A 14,215-nucleotide genomic window follows, 5' to 3' on the forward strand; every position below is an offset into this window, starting at 1 on the left:
GAAGGTGTCGGGCTCGATCAAGCTCGAACTCGCCCAATACCGCGAGATGGCCGCTTTCGCGCAGTTCGGCTCCGATCTCGACGCCTCGACCCAGCGCCTCCTCGCCCGCGGCGCGCGCCTGACCGAGCTCCTGAAGCAGCCCCAGTTCGCGCCGATGCCGTTCGAGGAGCAGACGGTGTCGATCTTCGCGGGGACGAACGGTTATCTCGACAAGGTGCCCGTCGAACAGATCACGCGCTACGAGGCCGCGATGCTCTCCGACATGCGTGCCAACCATGCGAACGTGCTGACCGACATTCGCGACAAGCGCGACCTGTCCAAGGACACGACCGAGTCGCTAAAGGACGCGCTCGACCAGTTCGCGAAGTCGTTCGCGTAAATGGCCAGCCTCAAGGCGCTAAAACTCCGCATCGGCTCCGTGAAGTCGACGCAGAAGATCACCAAGGCGATGAAGATGGTCGCCGCCGCCAAGCTCCGCCGTGCGCAGGACGCCGCGCAGAGCGGGCGACCCTATGCGGAGCGGTTGACGTCCGTGATGGAGACGCTCGCCTCCAAGGTGGCAACATCCGCGAACGGCCCGCTGCTGCTGTCGGGCACGGGGAGCGACCGGACGCACCTCCTCGTCGTCGCCACTTCCGAGCGCGGGCTGGCAGGTGCGTTCAACACCAACATCGTCCGCGCCGCACGTCGCAAGGCCGACGAGCTGACGGCGCAGGGCAAGATCGTCCGCTTTCATCTTGCCGGAAAAAAGGGACGTGTTCTCAAGCGCTTCTACCCGCAGGACGTCACTGGTGACCACGACCTGTCCGGGGTCAAGAAGGTCGCCTTCGCCGACGCGCAGGGTCTCGCCCAGGACCTGATCGCCCGCTACGAGGCCAGCGAGTTCGACGTCGCGCACCTGTTCTACGCCCGCTTCGTCTCCGCGCTGAACCAGGAGCCCGTCGGCGTCCAGATCATCCCCGTGCCGCTTTCGACGGTGCAGATGCCCCTAACTTCGGCAACATCCGCCGCCTCCGTCGTGGATTACGAACCGGACGAGGAAGCGATGCTCGCCGAGCTCCTGCCGCGCAACATCGCCGTCCAGCTATTCCGCGCGCTCCAGGAGAACGCCGCGTCCGAGCAGGGATCGCGCATGAACGCGATGGACAACGCGACGCGCAACGCGGGCGACATGATCAACCGCCTGTCCATCCAATACAACCGCACGCGCCAGGCCGCGATCACCACCGAGCTGATCGAGATCATCGCCGGCGCCGAGGCGGTCTGAGCAGATGCGCGTAGCCGCCCTTCTCCTCTGCGCGATGCTTGCCGCCTGCGGCTCGAACGACAAGGCCGCGTCTACGGCCGTCGTTGAAGAGCGCGGGTCGGTACGCGAGCGGGAGGTCGCGCAGGTCGCGGCCGCCAAGGAACTGACCGGCTGGGATCGTGTGTTCGCCTCCCCCGCCCAGACGGTGGGCACCATCAATCAGGCGGGCTTCGGCCTTCCCGACTACGCCGCCTCGAAGGTCGGCGCTGCGCATACCGCCGCCGGGATCGATCGGTTGATGTCGCGATCGACCGCGCCCACGCCCAACATGGCGACCGCCACCGTCGCCGGCTCGGCCGCCGACCGCATCGACCAGATCAGCTACGTGCTAAAACTGAACGACCCCGAGGACGCCGCCACCGCGCGCGACCGCTTTGCCGGGCTGATCGCCGAGTTCCTGACCCGCGCCCAGATCACCGACGGCGCGCCGCTCGTCGAGGTCGTCCGCGCGGGCCGCTCGGCCGAGCCGGTGGTCGGCGGCCGGCGGGCGACCGTGACCGCCACGGACACCCGCATCGACGTGACTTTTCTCCGCCCGGCCGCTACCGGCGCATCCACGAACTCGTAAAAGGCAAGACTCATGGCGACCGCCGCTGAAATGATCCGCCCCACCCCGACGACCAACAATGTCGGCCGCATCGCGCAGGTGATCGGCGCGGTGGTCGACGTGCATTTCGACCAGAACCTCCCCGCCATCCTGTCCGCGCTCGAGACCGACAATAATGGCAACAAGCTCGTTCTCGAGGTCGCGCAGCATCTGGGCGAGAACACCGTCCGCACGATCGCCATGGACGCGACCGAGGGGCTGACCCGCGGCCAGGTCGTCCGCGACACCGGCTCGCAGATCACCGTCCCGGTCGGTCCGATGACGCTCGGCCGCATCCTGAACGTCGTCGGCGAGCCGATCGACGAGCGCGGTCCGGTCATGACCGACCTGCGCAGCCCCATTCATGCGTCGGCCCCCCTGTTCATCGACCAGTCGACCGAGAGCGCGATCCTGGTCACCGGCATCAAGGTCATCGATCTGCTCGCCCCCTATGCGCGCGGCGGTAAGATCGGGCTGTTCGGCGGCGCGGGCGTCGGCAAGACCGTGTTGATCCAGGAACTGATCAACAACATCGCCAAGGGTCATGGCGGCGTGTCCGTCTTCGCTGGCGTCGGCGAGCGTACGCGCGAGGGCAACGACCTCTATCACGAGTTCCTCGATGCGGGCGTCATCGCCAAGGACGCCGACGGCAACGCCACGCCTGAGGGATCGAAGGTCGCGCTCGTGTTCGGTCAGATGAACGAGCCGCCGGGCGCCCGCGCCCGCGTCGCGTTGTCGGGCCTGACGATCGCCGAATATTTCCGCGACCAGGAGGGGCAGGACGTCCTGTTCTTCGTCGACAACATTTTCCGCTTCACCCAGGCGGGCGCGGAGGTGTCCGCGCTGCTCGGCCGCATCCCGTCGGCGGTGGGATACCAGCCGACGCTGTCGACCGACATGGGCCAGCTGCAGGAACGGATCACGTCGACCAACAAGGGCTCGATCACATCCGTGCAGGCGATCTACGTCCCCGCCGACGACCTGACCGACCCGGCTCCCGCGACGTCGTTCGCCCACCTGGACGCGACGACCACGCTCAACCGCGCGATCTCGGAGCTCGGCATCTACCCCGCCGTCGACCCGCTCGACTCGACCAGCCGCGTGCTCGAGCCGCGCACCGTCGGCCAGGAGCATTACGACACCGCCCGCGCGGTCCAGTCGCTGCTCCAGCGTTACAAGTCGCTCCAGGACATCATCGCCATCTTAGGGATGGACGAGCTGTCGGAGGAGGACAAGCTGACCGTCCAGCGCGCCCGCAAGATCCAGCGCTTCCTGTCGCAGCCATTCCACGTCGCCGAGGTCTTCACCGGCATCCCCGGCAAGTTCGTCCAGATCGAGGACACGATCCGCTCCTTCAAGGCGGTCGTCGACGGCGAGTACGACCACTTGCCCGAAGGCGCGTTCTACATGGTCGGCGGCATCGACGAGGCGGTCGCCAAGGCCGAGAAGATGGCTCAGGAGGCGTAGTCGACTTCAGTCCGCGCTTTGGATAGGGTGGACGAGTGAACATCGACACGCTTTCCAATGCTCGCGATCTGAAGGCGACCGAGTTGCCGGCCGCTCAAGCGGAGGCGATCGCCGCTGCTATTGGTCGTTCAGTCACGGAAGGAGTGGCGACGAAGCTCGACATACAGCTCATGGAGGAGCGACTCGCGGCCAAAATCGAGGTAGCTAAGACGCAAATCTTGATCTGGCTGATGGGCGTCATCATCGCGACTGCCGGCGCGATCATCGCCGTCGTGAAACTGTGAGCGGCGAACTGTTCAGGGCGCGCGCGAACTGGACATTCGCTAGGTTCTTCGCTGCTAATTACATCGTGGCATGTGCCTTCATTATTGTCCTTCGGATAACAGAGTAATTCATGCTCCACTTCGAACTCGTCACCCCCGAACGCCTCGTCCGGTCGGAGGAGGTCCACATGGTCGTCGTCCCCGGCACAGAGGGCGATTTCGGCGTGCTCGAGGGGCATGCGCCCTTCATGTCGACGATCCGCGACGGCGCGCTGTCGGTGTACCGCACCGAGCGCGGCGAGGCGGAGACGGTGGCGATCTCCGGCGGCTTCGCGGAGGTTACGGCTACCGGGCTGACGGTGCTCGCCGAGCGGGTCGACTGACCCGACAGCGTTAGCGCCACTTTAACCATCGTTGGTTGAGGGTTCTCCTGAAAAACCGGGGAAGCCGATGACCGTCCACACGCCGATCGTCGCCGGGTCGAACGTACGCTCGCGCCGGCTCGTTCGTCCGGCCGTCAGCGCGGCGATCGTACTCCTGGTCGCTGCGATCATCCTTCGACGCGGTCAGTTCGGCAATCCGATCGCCGGGTTGGACGAACAGCTCTATCTCCTGATCGGCGATCGGCTTTGGCATGGTGAGCTGCCCTACGTCGACCTTTGGGATCGAAAGCCCTTCGGCCTCTTCATGCTGTTCGCCGCGATCCGCCTGCTGCCCGGCGACGGGGTTCTGGCGGCGCAGATCGTGGCCACCTGCTTCGCGGCGGGCACGGCGTGGTTCGTCTTTCTCTTGGCTCGTCGCGAGGTAGGCTGGTCTGCGGCCACGATGGCGGGGCTTTTCCATCTCGCGGCGCAGATCGAACTATGGGGCGATACCACTCAGACGCCGGTCTTCTACAACCTGCCGATCATCGCCGCCGCATGGTTGACGCTCCGCGCCGAAGCCGATCCACTGATGGCCCGTTCGCGTAGGGAGATGATCGGCGCGGTGCTGCTCGCCGGGTGCGCGCTGCAGCTGAAGACCAATGCCGTCTTCGAGGGCGCGTTCTTCGCCGCTTGGTATCTTTGGCGCGTCTCGGAGACGGCCTGTAGCAATACCGTCGCGATCCGGTGGGCGGGACAACTCGCAGCGGTAGGTGCCGCGCCGACGTTCGCAGTGGTCGCATACTACGCAATGGTCGGTTTCTTGCCCGCCTGGTGGCACGCCAACGTCCTGTCCGTGATCGCGAAGGGGCGGCCCGACGACTTGGCCGTCGGAAGCATGTTAGGAGAGACGGTGGTGCTCGTCGCACCAATCCTGCTGTTGGCGCTTCTCGGCGTATGGGCGCGCACCCGCCGGTTCACGCACTGGGACCGCGGAACCGCATTCCGGCTCGGATGGATCGCGGTCGCCTCGGTGGACTTCGCGGCGATCGGCGGCTATTATCCTCATTACGCGTTGCCGCTGTTGCTTGCCGCGACGCCTTTGATCGCCGAGGCCTTCAATGTACGCAGGTCGGGTCCGGCTCTTTTCCTGGGAGTGATGGTCTGGCCCACGCTTCACACCCAATATTTCATGCCGCGGATTGGCCTCGCCGAGCGAGTCATCGCGCGCACCGTCTTGCAAGCGCTACCGGCCGACGTGACGACGCGCTGCCTGCTCATCTACGAGGGGCCAGTCGCATATTATCATCTCACCGATGCCTGCCGCGTTACCCGCTTCGCGTTCAGCGCCCATCTCAGCTCCAATCGTGAGCAGGCCGCGCTCGGTGTCGATCCCAAAGCAGAGCTGGACGCCGCCATGGCGCGGCGACCGGGCACGGTCATCACCGTCGATGCGCCGCCGCGGCCTGATCGGGCGATGGAGATGGAGCAGCATCTAAAACGCTTGTTACTTCGCGAGTATCATGTCGTCGCGCGCTTACCGCACCGTTACTTCACGCCCGATGAGCGACTGGTGATCTGGCGGCGCGACTAGAGGAAGCTGTACGGGTCCACATCGACCGCGACTCGTACCTTGGCCGGCCATACCAGGTTGCCCAGCCACTCCCGGATCACGTCCTGCACGTCGAGCGCCCGCCTGGCATGCACCAGCAGCCGGAACCGGTGCCGTCCGCGTAGCATCGCCAGCGGCGCGGGGGCGGGGCCGTAGACGGCCATCCCGTCCGCCTCCGGCGCGGCGCGGCCGATCAGGCGGGCAGTCTCCGCCGCCGCCGTTTGGTCCTCCGACGACACGATGATCGCGGCGTAGCGGCCGAAGGGCGGCGCGTCCGCCTCGCGCCGCGACTCGGTCTCCGCCGCGTAGAACGCGTCGGCGTCGCCGGTGACGAGCGCCTGCATCACGCCCACCTTGGGGCTGTGCGTCTGGATGAAAACGTGGCCGGGCTTGGCCCCCCGCCCGGCGCGGCCCGACACCTGGCGGATCTGCTGAAACGTCCGCTCCGCCGCGCGCAGGTCGCCGCCGGACAGGCCGAGGTCGGCGTCGACCACCCCCACCAGCGTCAGATTGGGGAAATGATACCCCTTGGTCACGAGTTGAGTGCCCACCACGATGTCGATGTCGCCCGCATCCATCCGCCCGACGAACTCCGCCGCCTTGGCGGGCGACCAGATCGTGTCGGAGGTGACCACCGCGACCCGAGCTTCGGGAAAGCGTACCGTCACCTCGTCGGCGATGCGCTCGACCCCGGGGCCGCAAGGGACGAGCATGTCCTCCGCCTGGCACTCCGGGCAGACGCGCGGCACCGGCTCCAGGTGCCCGCAATGGTGGCAGGCGAGGCGGCGCGTGAGCCGGTGCTCGACCATCCAGGCGGTGCAGTTGGGACACTGGAACCGGTGCCCGCACGCGCGGCATAGGGTGAGCGGCGCATAGCCCCGGCGGTTTAGGAACAGGAGCGACTGTTCGCGCTTGCCCAGCCGGTCCTCCAGCGCCTGGACGAGGCGGGGCGACAGCCAGCGGCCGCGCTCGGGCGGCTCCGCGATCAGGTCGATCGCCTCGATCGTCGGCATCTCCGCCGCGCCGTAGCGGGCGGGAAGCTGGACCTCGCGGTAGCGGCCGAGCGCGACCTGCTGGCGCGTCTCGATCGCGGGGGTGGCGGAGGCGAGGATCACCGGGCAATCCTCGAACCGTCCGCGCATCACCGCGACGTCACGCGCGTGGTAATGGACGCCGTCCTCTTGCTTGAAGCTCGTCTCGTGCGCCTCGTCGACCACGATGAGGCCGAGCCTAGCGTAGGGCAGGAACAGCGCCGAGCGCGCGCCGACCACGACGCGGGCCTCCCCGCTCGCGATCGCGCGCCAGGCGCGGCGGCGTTGGGTGGAGCGCAGGCCCGAGTGCCAGGCCACCGGCTCGCAGCCGAAACGGTCATGGAACCGCTTCAGGAACGGCTCGGTCAGCGCGATCTCGGGGAGGAGCACCAGGCATTGCCGGCCCGAGCGGATCGCCTCGGCGACCGCCTCGAAATAGACCTCGGTCTTGCCGGAGCCCGTGACGCCATCGAGCAGCGTCGGCTCGAACGCCTGTGCCCCGACGCCCGCCACTAGGCAGTCGGCGGCGGCTTGCTGTTCGGGCGACAACTCGGGCGGGGCATGATCCGGGTCGGGGACGGGGTAGGGGCTGTCCACGTCGATCTCGACCGCCTCCATCGCGCCGACCTTGACCAGGCCGCGGATCACGGCCTCCGACACGTCGGCGATGGTGGCGAGCTCGCGGATCAGGCCCTGGCGGTCGCCGATGCGCTCCAGCGCCTGCGCGCGCTGGGGCGTGAGGCGAGGCGGCACCTCGCCCGTCGCACGGTACTCGATCACCCGGCGCGCGCCCTCCAGCGCGGAGGTGGAGGCGAGCGTCATACGCATGACCGACGCCGGCGGGGCCAGGTAATAGTCGGACGTCCACTCGATGAGGCGGCGGAGCGGAGCGCCGACCGGGGCGACGTCGGCGACGGCGAGCAGATGGCGCAGGCGGTTGTCGCCGACCTCCTTGTCCGACGGCAGCCGATCGGCCTCCCACACGACGCCCAGCAGCTGGCGCGGGCCGAGCGGCGCGACCACGATCGACCCCGGCTCGACCGCCATGCCGTGGGGCACGCGGTAATCGAGGGGTCCCAGGGCGGAGTTCAGGACGAGAACGCGGACGCGCGACATGCGGGTTCATATGGGTGGTATCCGGCCATAGGTGAACCGTTTTCGATCTGTTCCGGTGCGAAAACGATGCGGGCGCGAAAACCGCGAATCATGCGATCACAACGAGTTGACGGCCGGATGTTGGCGAAGGTGCCGCGTAACGTGCGTTCGTGCTTGCACGGGCGCGGGATCGACGATGAGAAAGAGCACCGGCAGGCTAAGGATGATCCGGGCTGTAGGACAGCACTTTCCGCGTGACCGGGAGCGGCTTAGACGGAGGGGATGATGGACGATCCGCCCGTCGCTTTCGCGGCGCATCTCCTGCGCGACCGGCGGCGGTCGATCCATACGGTCCGGGCGTATCGATCGACGGCCGAGCGACTGCTGGCCTTTCTTCAAGCGCATTGGGGCGAAGCGGTCGGACGGGCGCGGCTTGGCGAGACCACCACCGCCGATCTGCGGGCCTTCTTGGCGCATCGGCGGGCCGAGGGACTGGGCAACGCATCGGCGGCGCGAGAGCTGTCGGCGGTGCGGGCCTTCCTGGGTTGGGCGGGTGAGGGCGCTGCCGGTCCGCGCCTGAAGGGGCCGCGCGTCAAGGCGGGCGTGCCGCGCCCGATCGCGCCGCATGAGGCAATCGCGCTCGCGGCGGAGGTGGCGGAGGACGCGGCCGAGCCGTGGATCGGGGCGCGGGACTGGGCGGTGCTGCTGCTGCTGTATGGCGCGGGTCTCCGGATCGGCGAAGCGGTCGGACTGACGGGCGCGGTGCTGCCGCTCGGGCGGACGCTGAGCGTGTTGGGCAAGCGCGGCAAGACGCGGATCGTGCCGCTGCTGCCGCAGGTGCGCGATGCGGTGGAAACGTACGCGGAGGCGTCGCCGTGGCCGACCGAACGCGTCGCGCCGCTATTCCGAGGGGCGAAGGGCGGGCCCCTGTCACCGGGGATCATCCGCACGTCGGTGCGCCGCGCGCGTGGGCGGCTCGGGCTTTCCGACCGGACGACGCCGCACGCGTTGCGCCACAGCTTCGCGACGCACCTGCTGGGGCGCGGGGCCGATCTGCGCGCGTTGCAGGAATTGCTGGGCCATGCGAGCCTGAGCTCGACCCAGGTCTATACCGCCGTCGACGCGGCGCATCTGATGGACGTGTACCGGAACGCTCACCCCCGCGCGGAGTGACGCGGTTCCCAGGTCAAGACGCGGTAGATATAGCCGACGACGATCAACGCCGTCGTCGCGATCGCGACCGGGCCGACATAGTGGTCGAGCTCGCCGAAACGACTGCCCAGGAGGACGCCCGCCTGGGCGAGGATGAAGTTCCAGATCGCCGCGCCGGCCGTGGTCCATAGAATGAATTTCCAGCGCGGCATCGCCGCCATGCCCGCGGGGAGCGACACGATCGTCCGGAACACGGGCAGGAAGCGGAACACGAACACGACCCAGTGTCCGCGGCGGTGGAAGAACCGGTTGATCCGCTCCACCTCCTCCCAGTCGAGCGTGAGCCAACGACCCCACCGGTCGACGAACGGCTTCAGCCCGCGATAGCCGAGCCGTCGCCCGAGCGCGTACCAGAAATAGTTGCCGACCGTGGTGCCGAGCGTCCCGACCGCGACAAGCGGCGCCAGTTCCATATGCCCGCGGGCGACGGCGATGCCGCCCAGGCCCATGATCACCTCCGACGGGATCGGCGGCACGACATTCTCCAACGCCATCAGCAGGAAGATGCCGAGATACCCGCCCCAGGCGATCGCGCGGATGATGAGGTCGGTCATTGCCGGGGTCAGCGCGGAAAGGTCGGGGTTGTTCCCGGGTCAGCCGCCGGCACGAGTCGCCACCTTAGCCTCGATAGCGTCCCAGATCATGCCGGTCACATCGCTTCCGTCGAACCGCTCGATCGCGACGATCCCGGTCGGGCTCGTCACGTTGATCTCCGTCAGCCACTCGCCGCCGATCACGTCGATGCCGACGAACAGCAGCCCGCGTCGCTTCAATTCCGGGGCGAGCACCGCGCAGATCTCGCGCTCGCGCTCGGTGAGGGCCGTCTTCTCCGCCGACCCGCCGACCGCGAGGTTGGAGCGGATCTCGCCCTGGCCGGGCACCCGGTTGATCGCGCCCGCGACCTCGCCGTCGACGAGCACGATGCGCTTGTCGCCCTTCGCCACGGCGGGGAGGAAGGCCTGGACCATGTGCGGCTCGCGGTAGGCGGCGTTGAACACCTCGATTAGCGCGGACAGGTTCTCCCCGCCCGCACGGACGTGGAAGATGGCCTTGCCGCCGTTCCCGTGAAGCGGCTTGACCACGACCTCGCCGTGCTCGGCCAGGAACGCGCGCGCCTCGTCCAGCTCGCGGGTGACCAGCGTCGGCGGCATGAAGCGCGCATAGTCGAGGACCCACAGTTTCTCGGGCGCGTTGCGGACGCTGGCGGGATCGTTGACGACCAGCGTGCGGTCGGCGATCCGTTCAAGCAGGTGGGTGGCGGTGATATAGCCGAGGTCGAACGGCGGGTCCTGGCGCATCAGCACCACGTCGGCTTCGCCGCCCAGATCGAGCGCGATCGGCTCCTCAAAGTGGAAGTGCGCACCCTGGACGGGTTCGACAGTGACGGGGTTCGCGCGCGCCCAGACACGGCCCGATGAATAGTTGAGCCGGTCGGCGGTGTAGTGGAACAGGCGGTGACCGCGCTTCTGGGCAGCCAGCATCAGGGCAAAGCTCGAGTCGCCCGCGATGTTGATGGTGTCGAGGGGGTCCATCTGGACGGCGACGGTCAGGGGCATCGCTTAACTCCGTTCGTCACCCCGGACTTGTTCCGGGGTCCCGCTATAGCCGCATAGGCGGGCTCGCCGATAAGAAGAAGCGGGACCCCGGAACAAGTCCGGGGTGACGGGCTGGGGTAGGCGGACGTCACCCGATCCAGGCATTCTCGATGTGCCGGGGCCGCACGCCCGGCGCGATGAGGATAACGTCGACCCGGATGTCGTCGCCCGGGCCTGCATAGCGCGGCATCAGCATCTCCGCCGCCGCCGCGACGCGGGCGAGGCGGCGTTCGTCGATGGCGAAATCCAGCTCGGCGGCGGTGGCGCGCGCCTTGACCTCGACGAAGGCGATCAGGTTGCCGCGCCGGGCGACCAGGTCGACCTCGCCCGCCGGGGTGCGCACGCGGCGGTCGAGGATGCGCCAGCCCTTGAGCCTGAGCCACCAGCCCGCGAGGCGTTCGCCACGCCGCCCCGCCGCCTCCGCGCGGCGGCGTTCGTCGGGGTTCCTGGCCCTCAACCCCTCAGCTCCAATGCGCGGGCGTACAGCGCGCGGCGGTCGAGGCCGAGCGCCTTGGCCACTTCGCCAGCCGCCTTGGAGGCGGGGAGGCGCGTCAGCGCCTCCATCAGCGCGGCGTCCGCGTCGGCCTCGCTCGCGGCTTCGGGCTCGCCGGGCGGGGCGACGACGATCACGATCTCGCCTCGGGGCGGGGCGTCGGCGTAGCGGGCGGCCAGGTCGGAGAGCTTGCCCGTCACCGCCTCTTCGAAACGCTTGGTGATCTCGCGCGCGATGGACGCGTCCCGGTCGCCAAGGCCGTCGGCGAGCGCCCGGAGGCAAGCGGCGAGTCGTGGGCCCGACTCGTAGAGGACCAGCGTGGCGCGGATGGTCGCGAGTTCGGCGATGGCGGTCGCGCGTGCTTGCGCCTTCGATGGCAGGAAGCCGACGAACAGGAATCGATCGGTCGGAAGCCCCGCCAGCGTCAGCGCCGCGACGGCCGCGCACGGGCCGGGGATCGTCACCACGCCATGCCCGGCCGCGCGGGCGTCGCGAACCAGCTTGTACCCGGGATCGGAGATGAGCGGGGTGCCCGCGTCCGAGACGAGCGCGACCGCCTGCGTCGCCATGCGCGCGACGAGGCCGGGACGGACGCCTTCGGCATTGTGGTCGTGATACGGCGTCATCGGCCGTTTGATACCGATATGGCGGAGCAGCCCGGCGGTGACGCGGCTGTCCTCCACGGCGACGATATCCGCTCGCGCGAGCACGTCGGCGGCGCGGGGGGAGAGGTCGCCGAGATTGCCGATCGGGGTCGCGACGATGTAGAGGCCTGGCCCAAGAGGTTCCGAGGGAGCGTTCATGAACCAGGCGGTAAGTACTTACGAAGGCGGCGTCCATGCACGGCGCTGGGCGGCGCTCGCGGCGGCGCTGTCGCTCTGCGCATGCCAGACCGTCGTTCCGCGCGGCCCCGCGCCGGCGGCCGCTCCCGAGCCTTCGATCGAACGGCCCGCGCCCGCGCCGGGACCGGTGTTCGACGCCGATATCCCGCGCGATACCCAGCGCCACCGCGTCGCGCTGCTCGTGCCGCTGTCGGGCGGCAATGCCGGGGTGGGCCAATCCATCGCCAACGCCACGCAGCTCGCGCTGCTCGACACCCAGAGCCAGCAGGTGCGGATCACCAATTATGATACCGGACCGGGAGCGGCCGCCGCCGTGCGCCGGGCGATCGCGGACGGGGCGCAGCTGATCCTGGGGCCGCTGCTCGCCGACGATGTCCGGATCGTCGCGCCGCTGGCCCGCGCGGCCGGGGTGCCGGTGGTCAGCTTCTCGAACGACGGGAGCGTGGCGGGGAACGGGGCGTACCTGATGGGGTACCTGCCCGCCCAGTCGATCGCGCGGGTGGTCGAGTTCTCGCGCGGGCGAGGGGTCGCGACCTTCGGTGCGCTGGTGCCGAACGGCTTGTATGGCGAGCGGGCGTCGACGGCGTTCCTGCGATCGGTCGAGGGGGCGGGCGGACAGGTCGTGTCGCTGCAGACCTATGGGCGGCAGCCAGGGGGGATCGCGCAGGCCGTGACGCGGCTGAACACGAAGGCGCCTTACGACGCGGTCATGATCGCGGATGGCGGCAACCCGGCCGCGGCGGCCGCGCCGTTGGTCAAGCGTGGGGCGGGAGCGGCGACGCGGCTGCTGGGGACCGAGCTGTGGAACTCGGAAGCCGGGGTCGCAGGCAAGCCGCAGCTCAACGGCGCTTGGTTCGCGAGCGTGTCCGACACCTTCTACCGGCAATATGCGGGCAAGTACCGGGCGCGGTTCGGGGCGGCGCCGTACCGGCTGTCGAGCCTGGGATACGATGCGGTGCTGCTGACGGTCAGGATCGCGCGGGACTGGCGGATCGGCGACGCCTTTCCCGAGAGTCGGTTGCGCGACGCGGGCGGATTTTCCGGTATCGACGGGGCGTTCCGCTTCGGGCGCGACAACGCCGCCGAGCGCGCGCTGGAGGTTCAGGAGATACGCGGCGGGACGACGGTGGTGGTCTCGCCCGCGCCCGCCGGGTTCGGACGCTAGGCGGGAACCGGCTCCGGGCGGACGACCGCGCGGAGGATGCCGTCGAGGAGCAGCGCGCCCGCCTCGGTCGCGCGAAGGCGGGGGCCATCGCGGGCGAGCAGGCCCTGACGTCCCAGTAGCGCGATCGCGGGCAAGTCGACCGGGGCTTCTCCCCCGGCGAGGCGGGCGACACGGTCGAGGTCGACGCCTTCGGTCAGGCGCAGGCCCATGAGCAACGCCTCGACCGCGCGGGTGTGCGGGTCGAGGGGATCCTCGCGCTCGATGCCGTGGCCGTCGCGCACGACCGCGGCGAGCCAATTCTCCGGCTTGCGGCGGCGGGTCGTGGCGAGGCCGCCGCGCCGGCCATGCGCGCCGGGGCCGATGCCGGCATAGTCGCCGTACCGCCAATAGGTCAGGTTGTGGCGGCTCTCGGCGCCAGGGCGGGCGTGGTTGGAGGTCTCGTAGGCGGGGAGGCCAGCCGTCGCCGTCAGGCTGCGCGTGAGCTCGAACAGGTCGGCGGCGGTGTCGCCGTCGGGGATGACCAAGCGTCCGGCCGCTTCCTCCGTCGCGAAGCGGGTGCCGGGTTCGACGGTGAGCTGGTAGAGCGACAAATGCTCGGTGCCGAAGGACATCGCGCGGGACAGTTCGGCCTTCCAGGCTTCGAGGCGCTGGCCGGGCAAGGCGTATATCAGGTCGAAGCCGACGCGCGGGAACACGGATTGCGCGATGTCGAGCGCGGCCAGACCCTCGCGTACGCCGTGGGCGCGACCGAGAAAGCCCAGGGCCGCATCGTCGAGCGATTGCAGGCCGAGCGAGACGCGGCCGACGCCCGCGCGGGCAAGGTCGGCGAAGCGCGCGGCCTCGACGGAGGAGGGATTGGCTTCCAGGGTCACTTCCAGATCGGCGGCGGGGGTCCAGGCGGCGACCGCTGCGTCCAGGACTGCCGCGACGGTATCTGGGGGCATGAGCGAGGGGGTGCCGCCGCCGAAGAAGACGGAGGTCAGGCGGCGGTCGGGAAGGAGCACGGCCTCATGCGCCAGGTCGGCGAGGAGCGCGTCGCGCCACGCGGCCTGGTCCACGGCCGCGCGGACGTGGCTGTTGAAGTCGCAATAGGGGCATCTGGAGACGCAGAACGGCCAGTGGACGTAGAGCGCGAGGTCTTGTGAGCCGGTCATGATTGCGACAGGCCCTTACAGCGCCGGCATCG

14 protein-coding genes and 1 pseudogene are annotated in these 14,215 nt (G+C 69.1%); 9 read left to right on the plus strand and 6 right to left on the minus strand.

Annotated features, from left to right (window positions below):
- The 7 genes and pseudogenes from ACFE71_RS07415 to ACFE71_RS07445 form a co-directional block, all read left to right on the plus strand.
- A pseudogene (locus tag ACFE71_RS07415) lies at nucleotides 1-379 on the plus strand (F0F1 ATP synthase subunit alpha); the annotation flags it as partial.
- Nucleotides 380-1,267, plus strand: a complete 888-nt coding sequence (locus ACFE71_RS07420) for a F0F1 ATP synthase subunit gamma (protein WP_375428172.1) — start codon at nucleotides 380-382, stop codon at nucleotides 1,265-1,267.
- A gap of 4 nt (nucleotides 1,268-1,271) precedes the next feature.
- On the plus strand, nucleotides 1,272-1,874 hold the full coding sequence (locus ACFE71_RS07425; protein ID WP_375428173.1) for a hypothetical protein: 603 nt from the start codon (nucleotides 1,272-1,274) through the stop codon (nucleotides 1,872-1,874).
- A 33-nt stretch (nucleotides 1,875-1,907) separates the two neighbouring features.
- A complete protein-coding gene (gene atpD, locus ACFE71_RS07430; protein ID WP_375428208.1) occupies nucleotides 1,908-3,359 on the plus strand; it encodes a F0F1 ATP synthase subunit beta in 1,452 nt (483 codons plus the stop codon).
- 35 nt (nucleotides 3,360-3,394) lie between these two features.
- Nucleotides 3,395-3,643, plus strand: a complete 249-nt coding sequence (locus ACFE71_RS07435) for a hypothetical protein (RefSeq protein WP_375428174.1) — start codon at nucleotides 3,395-3,397, stop codon at nucleotides 3,641-3,643.
- 110 nt (nucleotides 3,644-3,753) lie between these two features.
- Nucleotides 3,754-4,005: an ATP synthase F1 subunit epsilon gene (locus ACFE71_RS07440; RefSeq protein WP_375428175.1), complete on the plus strand. Its 252-nt coding sequence runs from the start codon at nucleotides 3,754-3,756 to the stop codon at nucleotides 4,003-4,005.
- Between the two features lie 67 nt (nucleotides 4,006-4,072).
- The gene (locus ACFE71_RS07445) at nucleotides 4,073-5,578 is read left to right on the plus strand and encodes an ArnT family glycosyltransferase (protein WP_375428176.1); all 1,506 of its coding nucleotides are present in this window, start codon (nucleotides 4,073-4,075) and stop codon (nucleotides 5,576-5,578) included.
- Here the strand turns inward: ACFE71_RS07445 and ACFE71_RS07450 are convergent.
- Entirely contained in the window at nucleotides 5,575-7,743 is a 2,169-nt protein-coding gene (locus ACFE71_RS07450; RefSeq protein ID WP_375428177.1) for a primosomal protein N', read from the minus strand. The genes ACFE71_RS07445 and ACFE71_RS07450 overlap by 4 nt on opposite strands.
- 264 nt (nucleotides 7,744-8,007) lie before the next feature.
- On the opposite strand from ACFE71_RS07450, the gene ACFE71_RS07455 reads away from it, so the two are divergent.
- Complete coding sequence (locus tag ACFE71_RS07455; RefSeq protein WP_375428178.1) at nucleotides 8,008-8,895, plus strand: tyrosine recombinase XerC; 888 nt, start codon at nucleotides 8,008-8,010, stop codon at nucleotides 8,893-8,895.
- Here the strand turns inward: ACFE71_RS07455 and ACFE71_RS07460 are convergent.
- The 4 genes from ACFE71_RS07460 to rsmI all read right to left on the minus strand — a co-directional run bounded on the left by ACFE71_RS07460 (nucleotide 8,877) and on the right by rsmI (nucleotide 11,825).
- Nucleotides 8,877-9,488 (minus strand): DedA family protein, encoded by a 612-nt coding sequence (locus tag ACFE71_RS07460; RefSeq protein ID WP_375428179.1) that lies wholly within the window; start codon nucleotides 9,486-9,488, stop codon nucleotides 8,877-8,879. The two genes, ACFE71_RS07455 and ACFE71_RS07460, sit on opposite strands and share 19 nt — an antisense overlap.
- 39 nt (nucleotides 9,489-9,527) lie before the next feature.
- On the minus strand, nucleotides 9,528-10,490 hold the full coding sequence (gshB, locus tag ACFE71_RS07465) for a glutathione synthase (RefSeq protein WP_375428180.1): 963 nt from the start codon (nucleotides 10,488-10,490) through the stop codon (nucleotides 9,528-9,530).
- A 127-nt stretch (nucleotides 10,491-10,617) separates the two neighbouring features.
- Nucleotides 10,618-10,986, minus strand: a complete 369-nt coding sequence (locus ACFE71_RS07470) for a YraN family protein (RefSeq protein ID WP_375428181.1) — start codon at nucleotides 10,984-10,986, stop codon at nucleotides 10,618-10,620.
- Nucleotides 10,983-11,825, minus strand: a complete 843-nt coding sequence (gene rsmI, locus ACFE71_RS07475) for a 16S rRNA (cytidine(1402)-2'-O)-methyltransferase (protein ID WP_375428182.1) — start codon at nucleotides 11,823-11,825, stop codon at nucleotides 10,983-10,985. The genes ACFE71_RS07470 and rsmI overlap by 4 nt, the downstream gene beginning before the upstream one ends.
- Here rsmI and ACFE71_RS07480 point away from each other — a divergent pair.
- Nucleotides 11,824-13,029 (plus strand): penicillin-binding protein activator, encoded by a 1,206-nt coding sequence (locus ACFE71_RS07480; RefSeq protein WP_375428183.1) that lies wholly within the window; start codon nucleotides 11,824-11,826, stop codon nucleotides 13,027-13,029. The genes rsmI and ACFE71_RS07480 overlap by 2 nt on opposite strands.
- Here the strand turns inward: ACFE71_RS07480 and hemW are convergent.
- Nucleotides 13,026-14,183, minus strand: a complete 1,158-nt coding sequence (hemW, locus tag ACFE71_RS07485; RefSeq protein ID WP_375428184.1) for a radical SAM family heme chaperone HemW — start codon at nucleotides 14,181-14,183, stop codon at nucleotides 13,026-13,028. The two genes, ACFE71_RS07480 and hemW, sit on opposite strands and share 4 nt — an antisense overlap.
- Nucleotides 14,184-14,215: the final 32 nt, after the last annotated feature.

Source organism: uncultured Sphingomonas sp. (assembly GCF_964237155.1).
In the GTDB taxonomy this organism is placed as follows: Bacteria; Pseudomonadota; Alphaproteobacteria; order Sphingomonadales; family Sphingomonadaceae; genus Sphingomonas.